24 protein-coding genes and 1 pseudogene are annotated in these 17,892 nt (G+C 63.7%); 17 read left to right on the top strand and 8 right to left on the bottom strand.

Annotated features, from left to right (window positions below):
- Window positions 1–221: pseudogene (locus tag E5W70_RS14685) on the bottom strand (oxidoreductase); the annotation flags it as partial.
- 165 nt (window positions 222–386) lie between these two features.
- On the opposite strand from E5W70_RS14685, the gene E5W70_RS14690 reads away from it, so the two are divergent.
- Window positions 387–1,193: a helix-turn-helix transcriptional regulator gene (locus tag E5W70_RS14690; RefSeq protein ID WP_292659255.1), complete on the top strand. Its 807-nt coding sequence runs from the start codon at window positions 387–389 to the stop codon at window positions 1,191–1,193.
- A gap of 33 nt (window positions 1,194–1,226) precedes the next feature.
- Here E5W70_RS14690 and E5W70_RS14695 read toward each other — a convergent pair whose 3' ends face one another.
- The gene (locus tag E5W70_RS14695; protein ID WP_292659257.1) at window positions 1,227–2,117 is read right to left on the bottom strand and encodes a D-alanyl-D-alanine carboxypeptidase family protein; all 891 of its coding nucleotides are present in this window, start codon (window positions 2,115–2,117) and stop codon (window positions 1,227–1,229) included.
- A 209-nt stretch (window positions 2,118–2,326) separates the two neighbouring features.
- Between E5W70_RS14695 and E5W70_RS14700 the strand changes: the two genes are divergently transcribed.
- The 3 genes from E5W70_RS14700 (at window position 2,327) to E5W70_RS14710 (ending at window position 4,575) form a co-directional block, all read left to right on the top strand.
- Entirely contained in the window at window positions 2,327–3,433 is a 1,107-nt protein-coding gene (locus E5W70_RS14700) for a hypothetical protein (RefSeq protein WP_292659259.1), read from the top strand.
- Between the two features lie 76 nt (window positions 3,434–3,509).
- On the top strand, window positions 3,510–4,130 hold the full coding sequence (locus tag E5W70_RS14705) for a nucleoside triphosphate hydrolase (RefSeq protein WP_292659261.1): 621 nt from the start codon (window positions 3,510–3,512) through the stop codon (window positions 4,128–4,130).
- An 85-nt stretch (window positions 4,131–4,215) separates the two neighbouring features.
- The gene (locus tag E5W70_RS14710) at window positions 4,216–4,575 is read left to right on the top strand and encodes a hypothetical protein (protein WP_292659263.1); all 360 of its coding nucleotides are present in this window, start codon (window positions 4,216–4,218) and stop codon (window positions 4,573–4,575) included.
- 21 nt (window positions 4,576–4,596) lie between these two features.
- On the opposite strand, the gene E5W70_RS14715 is transcribed toward E5W70_RS14710, so the two are convergent.
- From E5W70_RS14715 to E5W70_RS14725, 3 genes are all read right to left on the bottom strand, one after another.
- Complete coding sequence (locus tag E5W70_RS14715) at window positions 4,597–5,301, bottom strand: glutathione S-transferase N-terminal domain-containing protein (RefSeq protein ID WP_292659265.1); 705 nt, start codon at window positions 5,299–5,301, stop codon at window positions 4,597–4,599.
- 137 nt (window positions 5,302–5,438) lie between these two features.
- The gene (locus E5W70_RS14720; RefSeq protein WP_292659266.1) at window positions 5,439–6,647 is read right to left on the bottom strand and encodes a beta-ketoacyl-[acyl-carrier-protein] synthase family protein; all 1,209 of its coding nucleotides are present in this window, start codon (window positions 6,645–6,647) and stop codon (window positions 5,439–5,441) included.
- Window positions 6,648–6,651: 4 nt separating this feature from the next.
- Complete coding sequence (locus tag E5W70_RS14725) at window positions 6,652–6,906, bottom strand: acyl carrier protein (RefSeq protein WP_023677013.1); 255 nt, start codon at window positions 6,904–6,906, stop codon at window positions 6,652–6,654.
- Between the two features lie 232 nt (window positions 6,907–7,138).
- On the opposite strand from E5W70_RS14725, the gene E5W70_RS14730 reads away from it, so the two are divergent.
- The 4 genes from E5W70_RS14730 to E5W70_RS14745 are packed head-to-tail and all read left to right on the top strand — an operon-like array spanning window position 7,139 to window position 8,891.
- Window positions 7,139–7,951 (top strand): urease accessory protein UreD, encoded by an 813-nt coding sequence (locus E5W70_RS14730; RefSeq protein WP_292659291.1) that lies wholly within the window; start codon window positions 7,139–7,141, stop codon window positions 7,949–7,951.
- A 28-nt stretch (window positions 7,952–7,979) separates the two neighbouring features.
- Window positions 7,980–8,282 (top strand): urease subunit gamma, encoded by a 303-nt coding sequence (locus tag E5W70_RS14735; protein WP_023677011.1) that lies wholly within the window; start codon window positions 7,980–7,982, stop codon window positions 8,280–8,282.
- Between the two features lie 19 nt (window positions 8,283–8,301).
- Window positions 8,302–8,556 (top strand): DUF1272 domain-containing protein, encoded by a 255-nt coding sequence (locus E5W70_RS14740; RefSeq protein WP_292659269.1) that lies wholly within the window; start codon window positions 8,302–8,304, stop codon window positions 8,554–8,556.
- A gap of 29 nt (window positions 8,557–8,585) precedes the next feature.
- On the top strand, window positions 8,586–8,891 hold the full coding sequence (locus tag E5W70_RS14745) for an urease subunit beta (protein WP_292659271.1): 306 nt from the start codon (window positions 8,586–8,588) through the stop codon (window positions 8,889–8,891).
- Between the two features lie 26 nt (window positions 8,892–8,917).
- On the opposite strand, the gene E5W70_RS14750 is transcribed toward E5W70_RS14745, so the two are convergent.
- Both E5W70_RS14750 and E5W70_RS14755 read right to left on the bottom strand, forming a co-directional pair.
- The gene (locus tag E5W70_RS14750; RefSeq protein WP_292659273.1) at window positions 8,918–9,412 is read right to left on the bottom strand and encodes a hypothetical protein; all 495 of its coding nucleotides are present in this window, start codon (window positions 9,410–9,412) and stop codon (window positions 8,918–8,920) included.
- Window positions 9,413–9,538: 126 nt separating this feature from the next.
- Window positions 9,539–9,922, bottom strand: a complete 384-nt coding sequence (locus E5W70_RS14755) for a hypothetical protein (protein WP_023677006.1) — start codon at window positions 9,920–9,922, stop codon at window positions 9,539–9,541.
- 176 nt (window positions 9,923–10,098) lie between these two features.
- Between E5W70_RS14755 and ureC the strand changes: the two genes are divergently transcribed.
- The 8 genes from ureC (at window position 10,099) to E5W70_RS14795 (ending at window position 16,557) form a co-directional block, all read left to right on the top strand.
- Entirely contained in the window at window positions 10,099–11,814 is a 1,716-nt protein-coding gene (ureC, locus tag E5W70_RS14760; RefSeq protein WP_292659292.1) for an urease subunit alpha, read from the top strand.
- A gap of 9 nt (window positions 11,815–11,823) precedes the next feature.
- The gene (locus tag E5W70_RS14765; RefSeq protein ID WP_292659275.1) at window positions 11,824–12,600 is read left to right on the top strand and encodes a hypothetical protein; all 777 of its coding nucleotides are present in this window, start codon (window positions 11,824–11,826) and stop codon (window positions 12,598–12,600) included.
- A 115-nt stretch (window positions 12,601–12,715) separates the two neighbouring features.
- Window positions 12,716–13,309, top strand: coding sequence for a hypothetical protein (locus E5W70_RS14770; protein WP_292659277.1), 594 nt, complete (start codon window positions 12,716–12,718; stop codon window positions 13,307–13,309).
- A 57-nt stretch (window positions 13,310–13,366) separates the two neighbouring features.
- Window positions 13,367–13,951, top strand: coding sequence for an urease accessory protein UreE (locus E5W70_RS14775; RefSeq protein ID WP_292659279.1), 585 nt, complete (start codon window positions 13,367–13,369; stop codon window positions 13,949–13,951).
- Window positions 13,944–14,633 carry an urease accessory protein UreF gene (locus E5W70_RS14780; RefSeq protein WP_292659280.1) on the top strand — a complete coding sequence of 230 codons (690 nt, stop codon included), beginning with the start codon at window positions 13,944–13,946 and terminating at the stop codon, window positions 14,631–14,633. The genes E5W70_RS14775 and E5W70_RS14780 overlap by 8 nt, the downstream gene beginning before the upstream one ends.
- Window positions 14,630–15,070 carry a DUF3995 domain-containing protein gene (locus E5W70_RS14785; protein ID WP_292659282.1) on the top strand — a complete coding sequence of 147 codons (441 nt, stop codon included), beginning with the start codon at window positions 14,630–14,632 and terminating at the stop codon, window positions 15,068–15,070. Before E5W70_RS14780 ends, E5W70_RS14785 begins: the two co-directional genes overlap by 4 nt.
- Window positions 15,067–15,708: an urease accessory protein UreG gene (gene ureG / locus E5W70_RS14790; RefSeq protein WP_292659284.1), complete on the top strand. Its 642-nt coding sequence runs from the start codon at window positions 15,067–15,069 to the stop codon at window positions 15,706–15,708. Before E5W70_RS14785 ends, ureG begins: the two co-directional genes overlap by 4 nt.
- 81 nt (window positions 15,709–15,789) lie before the next feature.
- Window positions 15,790–16,557 carry a class II aldolase and adducin N-terminal domain-containing protein gene (locus tag E5W70_RS14795; RefSeq protein WP_292659286.1) on the top strand — a complete coding sequence of 256 codons (768 nt, stop codon included), beginning with the start codon at window positions 15,790–15,792 and terminating at the stop codon, window positions 16,555–16,557.
- A gap of 22 nt (window positions 16,558–16,579) precedes the next feature.
- On the opposite strand, the gene E5W70_RS14800 is transcribed toward E5W70_RS14795, so the two are convergent.
- Complete coding sequence (locus E5W70_RS14800) at window positions 16,580–17,212, bottom strand: HAD family phosphatase (RefSeq protein ID WP_292659288.1); 633 nt, start codon at window positions 17,210–17,212, stop codon at window positions 16,580–16,582.
- A 360-nt stretch (window positions 17,213–17,572) separates the two neighbouring features.
- Here E5W70_RS14800 and E5W70_RS14805 point away from each other — a divergent pair.
- A partial coding sequence (locus tag E5W70_RS14805; RefSeq protein WP_292659290.1) for a MarR family transcriptional regulator occupies window positions 17,573–17,892 on the top strand: 320 nt, incomplete at its 3' end.

The following is a 17,892-nucleotide window of genomic DNA, read 5'->3' on the forward strand; positions in this document are numbered from 1 at the left end:
GCCGGCCCGGAGCCGTCGGCCGCGGCGCGTTCGACAATTCCTGCGACGTCCTGGCCAGGGACCCAGCCGTTCGGGCGGATGCTGAGCAGGCGCAGTTCGCCGCGATTCAGCGAGACTGCCCGGACCGAGACCAGCGCCTCGCGCGGGGCGGGCTCGGGCTCGCCAAGCTCGGCGAGCCTCAGCCCGGTGGCGCTATCGGAAGATGTGATTAGGCCGAGCATGGTTCGTACCTTCCTGCTGCCTGGCGGACGCCAGCCTGTTTTCGTTCGCCGGGCCCGGAAGCCCGCCTGCCGGCTCCTGAGTTACTTATCTGGAGGCCTAATCTATCGACTTTGCTGTTTGAGTAATTTAGATATCTTGGCGTTTGATAGCTAAAATCAGTCAATATGAGACAGCCTCTCCGCTACCCCTGGCCTTTCGATCCGGATGATGTCCTCGCCCCGGCAATCGCCGTGCGCGTTGACATCACCGAGACCAGGGCGGAGGTGCCGGATCACCGCCACCGCAAAGGCCAACTCGTTTTCGCGCTCGGCGGTGGCGTCACATGTCGCGTCCCCAGCGGCCTGTGGATGGTGCCGCCGCATTGCGCGGTGTGGATTCCGGGCCGCATGGAGCACAGCAATATCGCGACCGCCAATGCCCGGATTTTCTTCATCTATATCGAGCCGGGAGCTGCCGACCTGCCGGCCCGGTGCTGCACGCTGTCGATCTCGCCGTTGCTGCGCGAGCTCATCGTCGATCTGGCGGATCGCGGTGAGGACGATGACGCGAGGGGCGAGCTCCTGACCAGGGTTCTGCTGACCGAACTGCCGCGCATGCCTGTCCAGCAGCTGCATCTGCCGATCTCGTCCGAGCCGCGCTTGAGGCGGATCGCCGCGGTGCTGGCGGATGATCCTGCCAATCGCAGCACCCTGGTGGAGTGGGCCAGTCGCGTCGCGCTCAGCGAGAGCAGTCTCGCACGTCTCGTGGTCAAGGAGACAGGGCTGACCTTCGGGCGCTGGCGCCAGCAATTGCACCTGATCGTCGCATTGCGCGAGCTGGCTTCCGGCGCCAGCGTGCAGCAGGTCTCGGCCGATCTCGGTTACGAATCGGTCACCGCCTTCATCACCATGTTCAAGAAAGCGCTTGGCAAGCCGCCGGCAAAGTATCTCAGCAGTGTCGCGCAAAACGGCGGTTCTGCGTTTGTCGCCTGAACCCGCACGCGGTCAACTCTCGGACTTCAACCGTCACTGCTCCTCGGCATACAGCAGCCGCGTCTTTGCCTCCGAGGTCGGCAACAGGCTGCGCTGGATCAGCGCCTCGACATGGTCGTTGCGCTGGCGCGCGCTGTCGGCGCCCATCACAACGATGATCAGCCGGTGCCCGTCCGCATTATAGGAGGTGACGATGTTGAAGCCGGAAGCCCTGATGTAGCCGGTCTTGATGCCGTCGACGCCGCGCACCCGGCCGAGCATGTCGTTGTGGCCGCGCACCAGCCTGCCGCGAAACATGAAGTCGCTTTCCGAGAAATAGTGGAAATGCTGCGGGAAGCGGGCGTGCAGCGCCATGCCGAGCACTGCCATGTCGCGCGCGCTCGTGTGCTGGTCGCCGTCCGGCAGGCCCGAGGCATTGCGGAAAACGGTGCTGCTCATGCCGATCTGGCGCGCCTTGGCGGTCATCATGCCGGCGAACGCCTCTTCGCTGCCGCCGAGATATTCGGCAACGGCGACCGCCACGTCATTGGCGGATTTGACGACGATGGCGCGGATCGCCGAATCGACGTCGATGGTCTCGCCGCGCCTGAACCGCAGCTTGGTCGGCGGCTGGCGGGCGGCGTTGTCCGACACTGGAATTTGCGTCTCCTTGCTGATGCGGCCTGAATCCAGCGCCTCGAACAGAAGGTAGAGCGTCATCATCTTGGTCAGCGAAGCCGGATAACGCGGCGCCGTCGAATTGACCTCGAACAGCGTCTTGCCGGTGCCGGCATCGATGACCATCGCGGCATATTTCTGCGGCGGCGCCGGCACCGCCAGCACGCTGTCGGGAGGCGTGACAGTCGTGCAGCCGGCGGCAAACAGCAGCAGCGCCAGCACAGCGACGCATTTGTGGATGAACGAAAAGAACCGGAAGGCGGACAAGTCAGTTCCGAAGGCAGGCTGTTTCTGAGACGAGGCGAAGCTATCTTAACGCAAAGGCACAGTCCATTTGGTTAATATCGGTGGAGCCCTGGGATGGTGCCCTGTCCACAGGCCGTGCAGCCGCCGTCTGATGTGAATTGCCGGCCACCGCGCTTGCGCAACCGGCGGCGAGTGGGCTTTGCTGGCGCCGGCAGAATCGGTAGGTGCACATGGATACGGTCACGATCACGGCAAAGGGCATTTCGGTATCGGTCGATCTTGCCGTCGGCCATCTCGCCGATATGACGGTCGAGATCGAAGGCCGTCGGCTGAAGCCGCTGCATCGCGCACCCTGGGTCGGCGAGCCGCGCGAGACGCTGCCAAAAGACCTGCCCGAAGGGACGGTCCACCTGTCCGGCGATTTCCTCTGCGCGCCGTTCTCAACCAGCGACGTCGAAGCGGCACCTTTGCATGGCTGGCCGGCCAACAGTCGCTGGGACGTCGTCGACAGCGCCGCAACGGCCGATGGCTGGCGCGCCGTCTTCCGCCTGCAGCGCCCGGTCATGGGCGCGACCGTCGACAAGATCCTGACCTTGCACAACGATCATCCCTTTCTCTATCAGGAGCACGTCTTTTCCGGCGGCGCCGGCGCCATTCCCGTCGCCCATCACCCGATGACGGTGATGACGGCCGGCGGCAGGCTGGCCTTCTCGCCGAAGCGCCTTGCCGCGACGCCGAACGAGGCGCCGGAGCCCGATCCGGCTCGCGGCCGCTCTCTGCTCGCCTACCCGGCGCGAACCGACGACCTGACGCGCTTTCCCGCCGCCGACGGCGGCACGATCGACCTGACCGGCTATCGTATGGACCAGCAGCGTGAGGACTTCGTCACGCTGGTCGAGGCCGACCATGGCGGGCCAGGCTGGGCCGCGCTGGCGCGCCAGGCGGAAGCCGATCTCGTGCTGGTGCTGAAGAACCCGGCCGAATTGCCGGTCACCATGCTGTGGGTCAGCAATGGCGGGCGCGATTATGCGCCATGGAGCGGCCGCCACCGCGGCGTGCTCGGCATCGAGGACGGCCGCACCGCCGTCGGCCATGCCGCATCGCTCGGCGACAACTGGCTGAAGCGCGAAGGCGTGGCGACCGCCTTTGCCCTTTCTGAAGGGCGCAGCTTTTCGTTCCGCCATGTCATCGGCGCGCTGCCCTGGCCATCCGGCGAGCCGCCGCGCGACGTCACGACCTCGCCGGGCCGCATGCGCATCCTGGCGGCTGATGATGCGGTGCGCGATATTGTCTTCGACAGCGATTTCCTGCGGATCGGCCAATCCAGGCCCGATTGAGGGCCTGGCACAATCCGGCGTTTGAAATTTCCGAAAACTGCCACCAAAATGCGCCAGAACCAACGTAAGGGGGCCAATGTCCGAGATCGCCCATATCGCTGCTGCCATCTTCAAGCGCGCCGGCAAGGCGCCGCGCTTCATTGTTGCCATTGCCGGCCCGCCCGGCGCCGGCAAGTCGACATTGTCGGCAGGCTTGCACGACTTGCTGCCGGAAGGCACGGCGGAGGTCGTGCCGATGGACGGCTTCCATTACGACGATGTCGTGCTGGAGCAACGCGGCCTTCGCCAGCGAAAAGGTGCCCCGGAAACCTTTGATTTTGCCGGCTTCGAAACGCTGCTCAAGCGCATCCGCGCCGGCGAGCCGGATATTGCCATCCCGGTCTTCGACCGCAGCATAGAGCTGTCGCGCGCCGCCGCTGCAATTATCGCCGCCGAGACCAAATTCATCCTGGTCGAAGGCAATTATCTGCTGCTCGACGAAGAGCCGTGGACGCGGCTGGCGCCGCTGTTCGACTTCTCGATCTTTGTCGATGTGCCGCGCGCCAAGCTCGAGCGCCGGCTGCTGGAGCGATGGCACGAGCACGGCCGGTCCGACGAGGACGCGCGCGCCTGGATCGCTTCCAACGACATGCCGAACATCGATCGGGTGCTTGCCCGTCGGCGGCCCGCCGACCTGGTGGTCGGTGAGCAGGCCTGATCTGCAAGGACTGTTCGGCCGGAACCTTAAAACTTTCAGGCCGTTATCCCGGACACGGTAATTGTGCCACATGAGGGAACAGTCGATGGAAACCATGGCAAGAAAGCCTGCGCCCGCCAAGGGCAGGGCAACACGATCAAAAGCAACCCGAGCGAAAACCAGCGCCGGCCCGGCAGCGGCGACGCGTTCCAAGGATGCGGCCAAGCCCAGCTTTGGCAAGGCAGCGCCGAAAAAGGTGATGCCCGCTGCGGCCAAGGCCGCAACTCCCAAAGCCGCCAGCCCTAAAAAGCCGGCAGGCAGCAGAGGATCGATCGCAGGCAGCGCAATGCGCACCGTCAAAACGACGGCCAACGTCGCCGCTGGTGCCGTGCTTGCGACCGCCAAAGGTGCGGCGTCGCTTGCCGCTTCCGTAGTCGGCAAGAAACCCCGGACCAAAGCAAAATAGCCGAGCGGAATCGGCGTAAGATCAGCTTCTGGCCGGAATGGTGAGGCCTCTCTGCACCGCTGGACGAGCGAGGCCACGCTCCAGCCATGCGCCCACGCTGGGGAAATCGTCGAAACCGACGAGTTCCCGTGCCTCGTAAAAGCCGATCAGGTTGCGCACCCATCCAAGCATCGAAATGTCGGCGATGGTGTAATCGTCGCCCATGATCCAGCTGCGGCCCTTGAGCCTCGTTTCGAGGACGCCGATCAGCCGCCGTGATTCATCGCGGTAACGTTCCAGCGGGCGCTTGTCGGCGATTTCGCGGCCGGCGAATTTGTGGAAGAAACCGACTTGGCCGAACATCGGCCCGATCGAAGCCATCTGGAAGAACACCCACTGGATCGTCTCGTAACGCAGCGTTGCGTCTGCCGGGACCAGCTTGCCGGTCTTGTCGCTGAGGTAGAGCAGGATGGCGCCGGATTCGAACAGGCCGATCGGCTTTCCGCCCGGGCCGTCCGGATCGATCATCGCCGGTATCTTGCCGTTAGGGTTCAAAGACAGGAATTCCGGGGTCCAGCTCTCGTTCTTGCCGATGTCGACGGCATGCGGTTCGTACGGCAGGCCAAGTTCCTCCAGCGCGATCGATATCTTCACCCCGTTCGGCGTCGGAAACGAATAAAGCTGAATGCGGTCGGGGTGGATTGCCGGCCAGCGCCTAGCGATCGGAAACGCGGACAGATCGGTCATCGAAACTCCTGGTCGGGGACCGCGCCGAGCGGCACGGTCATGGCGGGTCGCAGAGAGTTAGGCGCGACGCCTGGCGCGATCAATATGCGCATGGAAAGTTTCGCCGGCCCCCGGTGAAGGGCCCGCAAGGGGTGCGGTCACACGGCCTTGACCGCCAGCACCGCATTGGTGCCGCCGAAGGCGAAGCTGTTGCTGATCGCGGTGCGCACCGCGCGCTCGCGCGCCACGTTCGGCGTGATGTCGAGATCGCAGTCGGCGTCGGCTTCCCGATAATTGGCGGTCGGCGGCACGATGCCTTGGTGGATCGCCATCACGCAGGCGATCATTTCCAGCGCGCCGGATGCGCCGAGGCAGTGGGCGTGCATCGATTTGGTCGAGGAGATAGAAAGCTTGTAGGCATGGCCGCCGAAGACACGCTTGATCGCCGCCGTCTCGATCTGGTCGTTGGCCTTGGTGCCGGTGCCATGCGCGTTGAGATAGTCGACGTCCTCCGGATTGAGCCCGGCATCGACGAGGCAGAAGCGCATCGCCGCCTCAGGCCCTTCGATAGTTGGCGCGACGATGTCGGAGGCGTCGGCGGAAAGGCCGACGCCGGCGATTTCGGCAAGGATGGCGGCGCCGCGCGCCATGGCATGCTCATATGTTTCCAGCACCACCATGCCGGCGCCTTCGCCGAGCACAAGCCCTTGGCGATCGGCCGAAAACGGCCGGCAGGTGTCCGGCGACAATACCCGCAGGGCCTCCCAGCCCTTGAGGATGCCCCAGACCAGCGGCGCATCGGTGCCGCCGGCGACCATGACGTCGGCCCGGCCGAGCCTGATCTGATCGACCGCCGAGGCAATGGCGTGGTTGGATGACGAGCAGGCAGAGGTGATGCCGAACACCGGTCCGCGCAGACCAAGATTCATGCTGACATGGCCGGCGGCTGCGCCCGGCATTACTTTCGGTACGGTGAAGATGCCGGCGCGGTTCTTGCCTTCGAGCAGGATGGCGCGATAGTTCTCTTCGATTGCCTCCCAGCCGCAGACGCCGACGCCGACGATGGTGCCCATCCGGTAGGTGTTGGCCGCGTGCGGGTTCAATCCCGCCTGCTGTGCCGCCTCCCGCGCGGCGATCGTCGCCAGAAGGCTGAAGCGGTCCATCGACACGACCTGCTTGCGGTCGATGCCGTGCTCGGGAAGCGCCTTGATTTCGCAGCCGACCTTGACCTTCAGATCATGCAGCAGCGGATTGTCGATCGCGCCGATTGCCGAACGGCCGGCGCGCATCTCATTCCAAATTGCCGGTGCATTGGTGCCGAGGCCGCATAACCCACCGATGCCCGTGATGACGATGCGCTTGTGCATTCAGTCAGGCTTTTTTCGCGATCAGCGCGCGAACCGCCTCGACCATGTCGCCGACATTCTTCAGATTGCTCCAGGCATCGACCGTGTTCATTTCGATTTCGATGCCATACTCTTCCTCGAGATCGAAGATGATCTCCGTCAGTTCCAGCGAATGGATGCCAAGGGCGGTCAGTTCGGTACTGGTGGTGATTTCCTCGCCGCCCGGCTCGGCATGAGCCTTGATCTTGGCGATGATATCGTTTGCCAGCTGGTCAGCCATTCGGTTTCTTCCCCAACTCTGTCGTTTCCCGACGCCAACTGCTCAGCGCCCCTTTTGTCCTCGATTACGTCGTCATCGTCGCCTTTTACCCCCGCCGGGCGCCGGTGACCGTACCAAGGTGGCTCCCTCTATAGAAACCGAAACGCTGTCAAGCAACAAGCTATATATCGACAAAGCCGCCGCAGTGCTTAACGTTGGTGTCGTGGATACGATCGCATATAGCTTGACCTCAGTGCCGCCGGCCCAGCGCGTTGCCGGCGTTGCGCGGCTTGGCTGCGACTGGAACGGAGGCCGCACGCGTCTTCGGCGCCTGTACCAGGACGGTTCGGCCAAGATCCGCATGCCGGCGGTCTCGGCCGATCCGCTCGAAGCCGTCCTGATCAACACTGCCGGCGGGCTGACCGGTGGCGACCGTCTCGCCTGGGAGGTCGATGTCGGTACCGGCGCCTCCGCAACCATAACGACGCAGGCCTGCGAGAAAATCTACCGCGCCGCATCCGACCGCGCCGAAGTGCGGGTGCAGCTGACCGTCGGCGAAAACGGCCATATTGCCTGGCTGCCGCAGGAAACCATCGTCTTCGACCGCTCGGCCTTTGCCCGCACGCTTGACGTGGAGCTTGCCGCCGGAGCGGAGGCGCTGATCCTGGAGGCTACCGTCTTCGGCCGTCTGGCCATGGGTGAACGGGCAGCGCAAGGCCATTTCCACGACCGCTGGCGCGTCCGCCAGGACGGGAAGCTGGTCCATGCCGAGGAGTTCCGTATCGGGCCGGACATTGCGGCCACCTTGAACCGTACGGCGGTTGCCGGTGGCGGCATCGCGGTGGCGACGCTGCTGATGGTGTCGCCGCGGGCAGAAGCTTTGCTCGAGCCGGCCCGGGGCATAGTCGGCGGCCAGGGCGGCGTGAGTTTCTGGAATGTACGGAAATCTGGCAAGCTTCTTGCGAGACTGTTCGCCGAGGACGGCTACCAGCTCCGCAAGCGGCTGGTGCCGCTTGTCGAATTGCTCAACGGACGGGCGGGCCTGCCCAAATTATGGTCACTTTGATTTTGATTATACCACCGCAGGAAAACGCATGAATCTGACGCCGAGGGAGAAAGACAAGCTGCTGATCGCCATGGCGGCGATCGTGGCCCGCAAGCGGCTCGAACGCGGCGTCAAGCTCAACCACCCGGAAGCGATCGCGCTGATCACCGATTTCGTCGTCGAGGGTGCCCGCGACGGCCGCGCGGTCGCCGAGCTGATGGAAGCCGGCGCCCATGTGGTCACCCGGGCCCAGGTGATGGAAGGCATTGCCGAAATGATCCACGATGTGCAGGTCGAGGCGACGTTTCCCGACGGCACCAAGCTGGTGACCGTGCACGAGCCGATCAGATAACACCGCCAAGGAGAGGAAAATGCTTGAGCTGCGTCCCAACTGCGAATGCTGCGACAAGGATCTGCCGCCCGATGCGACGGATGCGCTGATCTGCACCTTCGAATGCACCTTTTGCGCTGACTGCGCACAAAACGTGCTTGGCGGCGCCTGTCCGAATTGCGGCGGCAACTTCTCGGCCCGCCCGATCCGTCCGGCAGCGCTGCTGAAGAAATATCCGGCCTCCGCCAGACGTGTGCTGAAGGCCGAAGGCTGCGGCCCCCGCAAGGCCGCCTGATCCGGCGACCGTGAAACGGAAGGCAATCAATGATCCCAGGTGAAATCATCACGACAAGCGGCGAGATCGAGCTGAACAAGGGTCTGGCGACGGTCACCTTGAAGGTGGCCAACAGCGGCGACCGGCCGATCCAGGTCGGCAGCCATTATCATTTCTTCGAGACCAATGAGGGACTGAGATTCGATCGCGACAAGGCCCGCGGCATGCGCCTCGACATCGCTGCCGGAACCGCCATGCGCTTCGAGCCGGGGCAGGAGCGTGACGTTACCCTGGTGCCGCTCGGCGGCAAGCGCGAGGTCTACGGGTTTCAGCAGAAGATCATGGGCGCGCTGTGAGATCGAAGGCGTCGAGCAGTTTCGGCTCAGCCGGGCGGCTTGGCCGCCGCATAGATGACGACCTTTCCGGGATCGTCGAATTCTACCGCCAGAACGTCCTCGGTCTGCACTCGCCGCGAGTCGATGGCGTTGAACAGCAATGCGTTCGCCTCGATCTCCTTGCGCAGCTCGGCAATGTCGTCCCGATGTTGCCTGACCTTGTTCTCGATCGCCGGCGGCGGGCCGCCTTCGGTGCGCGCGGCGTCGGTAAGAAACACGATATCGACCTTGTCGAGCTTGGATGTCTTGCGCACGACGGCGATGTTTTCACGCGTGCGGTCGATCGCCGAGTTGACCTTGCCGGCTTCCGCATTTGTCTTGGTCTCTTCCTGGCCGACCTCCGAGCCGACGATCCGGTTGACGGTCTCGGCGCTGTCCAGGCTTTGCGCGTTCAGCGCGGCGTGCGGAATGCTGGCTGCCAGAAACGCGGTCGCGGCAATCCCATGCAGCCATCTGGTGTCGGAGAAGGTGGTGATCGCCATCGCTCGTTCTCAGGGTCCTTTTCGAGGCTCGTGTCAGGGCGACAGGACCGAAACGTAACGTCCCCCGTGAAGGTTCCCTTTGCGATGCGGCGGACTGACCGGGCGCCGGCCCGCCGCCTCGTCTCGTCAGCTCGCTTTCTTGGTGATCAGCGTCAGCGCGCCATTGGTGCTCATGCTGGCGGCGATCACCTGCGCCGAGGTGAGCCCTTTGGCTTCGAGCGCGGACTTGACCTGCGGTGTCGCGTCGATCGAGCCGCGCAGTTTCTGCAGGTCGGCATCGCTGCGCTTGGCGATTACCTCGTTGACCTTGGCTTGAGTGTCCGCCGGCAGATCCTTGATATCGACGACGTTGATCGCCTGGATGGTGGGCGCCTGCGGCTGCGCCCCGGGTGCGGCAGGAGCAGGCGCGGCCGGCGCCGGACTGGGCTGCTGCGCAGGCTGTTGCTGGGCGCTGGCGGCGGTTGCGAGCACCAGCGTGGCGGCGGCTGCCAGAAGGGTCGTTTTGCGCATGGATGTTCCTTTCCATCGATTGGCAAATGGTCGTTTTGGGGTGGCCCGGCCACCTCAAACGCTAAATGGGATCGGAAAGTGTCGCTCAGCGGGTCATTGCGTGACCATAGGATGGCGGCAATGTGGGGCCTGCCTTCGACAAGCGGTATTTTCGGGCTGTATTTCGGGAGCAATTGCTGATGGCTAAAATCACCCGCGCCGCCTATGCGCAGATGTACGGCCCGACCGTTGGCGACAAGGTCCGGCTCGCCGACACCGAGCTGTTCATCGAGGTCGAAAAGGATCTCACCCTTTACGGTGAGGAGGTGAAATTCGGCGGCGGCAAGGTCATCCGCGACGGCATGGGCCAGAGCCAGGTTTCGCGCGCGCAAGGCGCGGTCGACACCGTCATCACCAATGCACTGGTCGTCGATGCCACCGCCGGTATCGTCAAGGCCGATATCGGCCTCAGGGACGGCCGCATCGCCGCGATCGGCAAGGCCGGCAATCCGGATACTCAAGGCGGCGTCACCATCATCATCGGCCCGGGCACCGAGATCATCGCCGGCGAGGGCAAGATCCTGACCGCCGGCGGCTTCGACGCGCATATCCACTTCATCTGCCCGCAGCAGATCGAGGAAGCGCTGATGTCGGGCATCACCACCATGCTCGGCGGCGGCACCGGCCCGGCGCACGGCACGCTGGCGACCACCTGTACGCCGGGGCCGTGGCACCTGGCGCGCATGATCCAGTCTTTCGATGCCTTCCCGATGAATATCGGGCTGTCGGGCAAGGGCAACGCGTCGCTGCCTGCCGCGCTCGAGGAGATGGTGCTCGCCGGCGCCTGCTCGCTGAAGTTGCACGAGGACTGGGGCACCACGCCGGCTGCAATCGACTGCTGCCTGTCGGTCGCCGACGATTACGACGTGCAGGTGATGATCCACACCGACACGCTGAACGAATCCGGCTTCGTCGAAAACACGGTCGCGGCGATCAAGGGCCGCACCATCCATGCCTTCCACACCGAAGGCGCCGGCGGCGGCCACGCGCCTGATATCATCAAGGTCTGCGGCCTGCCCAACGTCATTCCGTCCTCGACCAATCCTACCCGTCCCTACACGGTCAACACCCTGGCCGAACACCTCGACATGCTGATGGTCTGCCACCATCTGTCGCCGTCGATCCCCGAAGATATCGCCTTTGCCGAAAGCCGCATCCGCAAGGAAACCATCGCCGCCGAAGACATTCTGCACGACATCGGCGCCTTCTCGATCATCTCGTCGGACAGCCAGGCCATGGGCCGTGTCGGCGAAGTGGCGATCCGCACCTGGCAGACCGCCGACAAGATGAAGCGCCAGCGCGGTTCGCTGCCGCAGGAGACCGGCAACAACGACAATTTCCGTGTCCGCCGCTACATCGCCAAATACACCATCAATCCGGCCATCGCGCACGGCCTGTCGAAGGACATCGGCTCGGTGGCGGTGGGAAAACGCGCCGACCTTGTGCTGTGGAACCCGGCGTTCTTCGGCGTCAAACCGGACATGGTGCTGATCGGCGGCATGATCGCCGCCGCCCCGATGGGCGATCCCAACGCCTCGATCCCGACGCCGCAGCCGATGCACTACCGGCCGATGTTCGGCGCCTACGGCAAGGCTATGACCAATTCGTCGGTGACCTTCGTGTCGAAGGCCGCGCTGGATTCCGGTCTGCGCGGCAGGCTCGGCGTCGACAAGCAGATGGTGGCGGTCGAGAACACCCGCGGCGGCATCGGCAAGCATTCGATGGTGCTCAACGACGCCACTCCGCATGTCGAGGTCGACCCCGAAACCTACGAAGTCCGCGCCGACGGCGAACTCTTGACCTGCGAGCCCGCAACCGTGCTACCGATGGCGCAACGATATTTTCTGTTTTGAGGTGGATGAGTGTTCTGGCGCACAAGCTCCCCGCTGGACGCCGACGACGAGGAGTGGCAGCTCGATTGCTGGGGTTGGCTGCTCAAGCATTTCGGCGGGGCGGCGGCGCTGCGCAAACGTTCGCTGATCCTGCCGACGCGAGCGTTTTTCACCCCGTCCGAAGAACGGGGGCACGCCGCTGCATCGCACTATTTCAGGCAGGTGGCGGCATATTTTGACATCGATGCCGCCCGCTTCAATCTCGTGCCGCAGGAAGATTCAATCGATCCGGTTTTCGGACCGCTTCAGGTCCTTCAGAACGCGCCGCGAGAGCCTGCCGGGACCTTCTCCGTATCCCTGGGCGGTGCCATGACAATCACCTACAATCCGGCGATCGTTCCAAAGCCCATGAAGCTCATTACGACCTTCGCGCATGAGATTTGCCATCCGTTGCTGCTCTCGGTGTCTGAAGAACCGCCGGGCGGCTCCGAGATGGAGGAGTTCGCGACCGATCTCGCAGCCACCTTCTTCGGCTTTGGAATCTTCAATTCCAACACCGCGGCGAGTTTCACTCAGTACCGCGACACCGCCACCGGCACGCAAGGCTGGTCCTTCGAGCGACAAGGCTATCTGTCGCCAGCGGAACGCGCGTTTGCGCTGGCGCTGTTCATCCAGGCGCGTGGTCAGGGAGTACAAGAGGCAGGCGAGTATCTGGATTCCGGGCCGTTGGCCTATTTTCGCAAAGCAACGAAGTATCTGGCGCAGACGCCATCCATTTCATCCGATCTGCTTGCGGCGCACCAATAGCCAAGGTCTCAACGGACTCAAGATTCGAACGGTAGGTCAGCGAAGCAGAAACCGGTTTTCACTTTTCAGGATCTTGGTCTAGAACGTTTGATGTAGAACGTGCCGCGCCAGGCTTATGGACCAGCAACTCCCTTACGCCCACGACATTTTCCCGCATATTCGCATCGTCCTGGGCATGGTGATCGGCCTTGGCGTCACCCGGCTGCTGTCGGGGCTCGCCCGCATCGTCCAGCATCCCGGCCAGTACCGGCTCTATCCCGTGCACCTCGCCTGGGTCGCGTCGGTGCTTTTGATGCTGGTGCATTTCTGGTGGTGGGAGTTCGGCCTGTTCCAGATCGAGAGCTGGACCTTCGGCAAATACCTGTTCATCATCTTCTACGCCGTCACGCTGTTCCTGCTCTGCGCGCTGCTGTTTCCGGATTCGATGCTGGACTACACCAGCTATGAGGATTTCTTTTATTCGCGCCGCGCCTGGTTCTTCGGCCTGCTGGCGGCGACCTATCTGCTGGACGTGGTCGATACGCTGCTGAAAGGGCCGGCGCACTTCGCCCATTTCGGCGTCGAATATCTGATCCGCACGCCGGTTTTCGTCGCGCTTTGCGTCGTTGCGATCCTGCTGCGCGACCGCCGCTTTCACATCGCCTTTGTCGCCGGCGCGCTCGTCTATCAGATATCGTTCATCCTGCGGCTCTTCGACACGATCGTCTGAGCGCCATTGGGGCGGCGGACGCGATAGGCTAGGCTTTTTGGGAGAGGCAGTTTTTACATGAAGCTCGATATTCGCACCGACTTCACCAAATTCCCGCGCGCTGTGGCGGTACTAGCTGCCGGCAAGGCCGGAACCACTACGCCATATGACAGCGCAGTGCTTGCCCACGACGAGCGGCATCTGCGCCGGCGCGCCATCGAAACGGCCCGTGGCGACAAGGTACTGGTCGACCTGCCCGAACCGGTGACGTTGAACCATGGTGACCGGCTGGTGCTGGAGGATGGCCGCCACATCGAGATCATCGCGGCCGAGGAGCCGCTCTACGACGTCCGCGCCAGCGACCCTGTCCATCTGGCCGAGCTTGCCTGGCACATCGGCAACCGCCATCTCGCAGCAAGCATCGAAGCTGGGCGCATCCTCATCCTGCGCGACCATGTCATCAAGGCGATGCTGGAGGGATTGGGCGCCTCGGTGAGCGACGTCTCCGAGCCGTTCAAGCCGGTGCGCGGCGCCTATTCCGGGCATGGCGGGCACGGCCATGCTCATGCCGAGGCGCATGCGCACAGCCACGCCGAAGCGCATTCCCATAGCCATAGCGAATCGCATTCCCACAGCCATTCGCACGACCATGACCATGACTGACCAGCCTTCCAACGTGGCCCAGCCTTCCAACGTTGCATTGTTGCGGCTGATGGCGTGGCTGTCGCCTTCCTTCCCGGTCGGCGGCTTTTCCTACAGCCATGGCCTGGAACAGGCCGTGCATGCCGGGCTGGTTGCCGACAGCAAAGAGCTCGCCGCGTGGCTGGAAACGCTTGTCGAGATGGGTTCAGGCTGGAACGATGCGGTGCTGTTTGCCGAGAGCTGGCGCCGGGCGCGCGAAGCCGGCGACCTCGATGAAATCGTCGCCCTTGCCGAAGCTCTGGCAGGCTCGCGCGAGCGTCATACCGAGACGATGCTGCAGGGCGCCGCCTTCCTGAAAGCGGCCTCCGCCTGGCCATGCCAGGCGTTGGATCGCCTGCCGGCCGAATGTGCCTATTGCGTTGCCGTCGGCGCCGTTGCCGGCGATCACGGCATTGCGCTGCGGGACGCCCTGGCGGCCTTCCTGCAGGCCTTCTTTTCCAACCTCGTCCAGGCCGCGATCCGGCTTGGCATCGTTGGCCAGAGCGCTGCGATGACGCTGCTCGCCGCCTTCGAACCGCTGGCCCTGGCGACTGCAGCCCGCGCTGCCGGCTCGACCCTCGACGATCTCGGCGGCTGCGCTTTCATCTCCGACATCACGGCGATGAAGCACGAGACCCAGTATTCGCGGCTGTTCCGTTCATGATCGTCCTCGCTTTCGCGCTCTCGCTCGTCCTGCTGCTGATCACCGCGTTGCATGTCTATTGGGGCATTGGCGGCATCTGGCCGGGCAGGGACGCCGCCTCCTGCGCCCGCGCGGTCATCGGCTTTCGCGACGTCGACGAGATGCCGGCACCCTTCGCCAGCTTCGCCGTCGCCGCATGTCTCGGCCTGGCGACACTGTGGCCGATGGCGCTCGAGGGCATCTTTGCCACGCCGTTTCCCAAGGCCGGACTTGCCGCCACGTCACTGCTCATCGCGCTGGTTTTTCTGGCGCGCGGCATTGCCGGCTTCACGCCGTGGTGGCGCCGGCTGACGCCCGAACAGCCTTTCGCGAGGCTCGATCTGCGTTATTATTCGCCGCTGTGCCTGCTGATCGGGCTTGGCTTTGCTGTTCTTGCCCTCATGGAGTTCCCCGGATGATATCGCCCAACGGTCCTCTTCGCATCGGCATTGGCGGTCCGGTCGGCTCGGGCAAGACGACGCTCACCGAAAAGCTCTGCAAGGCGCTGCGTGACGAGTTCTCGATCGCCGTCGTCACCAACGACATCTACACCAAGGAAGACGCCATGATGCTGGCCCGGCTGCAGGCACTGCCTGAGGATCGCATCATCGGCGTCGAGACCGGCGGCTGCCCGCACACCGCCATCCGCGAGGACGCCTCGATCAATCTGCAGGCGATCGCCGAGATGACCAGAAAATTCCCGGATCTCGACATCGTCTTCATCGAATCGGGCGGCGACAATCTCGCCGCCACCTTCTCGCCGGACCTTGCCGACCTGACGCTTTATGTCATCTCGGTTTGCCAGGGCGAGGAGATCCCGAGAAAGGGCGGCCCGGCGATCACCCGATCCGACTTCCTGGTCATCAACAAGAGCGACCTTGCGCCCTATGTGAACGTCAATCTCGATGTGATGGAAAGCGACGCTGCCCGTATGCGCGGCAAACGGCCGTTCGGCTTCACCGACCTGTCGCGCGGCAAGGGCTTGCAGGAGGTGATAGATTTCATCGTCGAGCATGGCGGGCTCAGGGTCGGCGCGGCCACCAGCACGGCGGCATAACGGCGCTCGCCTGCACCAAACGAAACCGGTTGCGCGTGTTCCAGCCGCGCGGCATGCTCGCTCCATTCACGGAGGTCTACGATGAGCATCACGCGCCTGCAGAAGGAAGTGCTGACCAACCTGCCGTTCTATGAGGAGCGCGTCGATCTGGCTTGCGCCTTCCGCTGGACGGCGCGGCTTAACATGCACGAGGCGGTGGCCAACCATTTTTCGCTGGCGGTCAACGACGATGGCTCGCAATTCCTGATGAACCCTAACCAGGTGCATTTCTCGCGCATCAAGGCGAGCGACCTGCTTCTGATCGACGCCAATGATCCCGACACGCTGGCCGGCCCGAATGCGCCCGATCCGACGGCGTGGGGCCTGCATGGTGCCATCCATCGCAACGTGCGTCATGCGCGCTGCGTCATGCATGTCCACTCGATCCACGCCACCGTGCTTGCCTCGCTCGCCGACTCGACGCTGCCGCCGATCGACCAGAACTCGGCGATCTTCTTCAACCGCCATGTCGTCGACGCTCATTATGGCGGGCTGGCCTTCGAGGAAGAGGGCGAGCGCTGCTCGCAGCTTCTTGTCGACCCGAAGGTCAAGGTCATGGTGATGGGCAACCATGGCGTGCTGGTCATCGGCGACAGCGTCGCCGACACCTTCAACCGCATGTTCTATTTCGAGCGCGCCGCCGAAACCTACATCAAGGCGCTGTGGACTGGCCGGCCGTTGCGGGTATTGTCGGACGAGATCGCGGAGAAAGCGGCAAGGGAACAGGAAGATTATCCCGGCCAGGCCGAGCGCCACCTTTCCGAACTGAAGGCGATCCTCGACGAGCAGGAGCCTGCCTACCGGAACTGAGTGCAGTCCAGCCGGGCCCGGCTCAAAGCCCGAGCTTGGCCCGCAATTCGTCGGCGCTGTTGATGACAATCGCCCCCGGCGGCCCCTCCATGGGCACCTCTGGCCAGAAGATCGTCTTCATTCCAGCTGCCAGCCCCGCCGTGGCGCCGGTCACGCTGTCGTCGACCGCCACGGCCTCGGCGGGATCGACGTCGGCCAGCCAGGCGGCGCGCAGGAAAGGTTCGGCATGCGGCTTGCCTTCACGTACGTCGTTGCGGCTGACCGTCTTCATTCCGGGATAGACGAGGCCGACGGCGCGCAGATTGGCATCGACGATCAGCCTGTCCGAGTTGGACACCACAGCTTGCGGCACGCCAAGTGCGCGCAGCTCATTGAAAATCTCGATCGCGCCGGTGCGTGGCATCAGCGTTTCGGCCATCGGCAGATAGTGATCGTATTTGCGCACGATCCAGTCGTCGAAAGGCAGGTCGAGGCCGAACTCGTCGCGCAGCATTTCGTAGACCGGCCATGCGGCGATGCCGAGCACCCGCTCATGCAGGTTGGCCGGTGGTGCGATGCCGACGCTGTGCAGCGCCGCAATCAGCGCTGCCTCGTGCAGCGGCTCGCTGTCGACCAGCGTGCCGTCCATATCCCAGAAAACCGCTTTCGGCGTCATGCAAGGCTCCATTCTCAAAAAATCCCTTAAAGCGTTTAGCGCGGGAGATAAACCGCCGCGTCCCCGCTAATGCGTGTCGCGCAAAAATGTGCAGCGGTTTTGCGATGACGACATGCATAAAAAAGAACCTAAAACGCGCCGCATGAGGCCGATCGAACGCGACGCGCTTTAGTACCGAGATTGGTGCGACCTCGACAGCCTTGCTGTTGCAACGAGACTGGGTCGACCCGTCCCTTCGCTCCAAACACCAGGTTTCAGCCCTAAGCAATTGCTCTTGCAATAGGCAATTGCGCGCAAGTTCATTCCCTGCGAAACTGTGGTACTCCGCCTCTTATGCTCGGCGGGTTGGGAGGCAGGAACTTGAATTCGCGGCAGGATAGCGGCGGCAACAGGCTGGACGACGCGGCGCGCGCCGGCTGGCTCTATTATGTTGCCGGCAACACCCAGGACCAGATCGCCGCCACGCTTGGCATCTCCCGGCAGACGGCGCAGCGGCTGGTGTCGCTCGCAGTCTCCGAAGGGCTGATCAAGGTGCGCGTCGACCATCCGATCGCCAATTGCCTCGACTTTGCGGCACGGCTGAAATCGCGCTTTGCCCTTGATCTGGTCGAGGTGGTGCCGAGCGACCCGTCTTCGTCCTCCACCGTCATCGGCGTCGCAGAGGCGGCGGCGGCCGAGAT

This window comes from Mesorhizobium sp., assembly GCF_005063415.1.
Classification (GTDB): Bacteria; Pseudomonadota; Alphaproteobacteria; order Rhizobiales; family Rhizobiaceae; genus Mesorhizobium.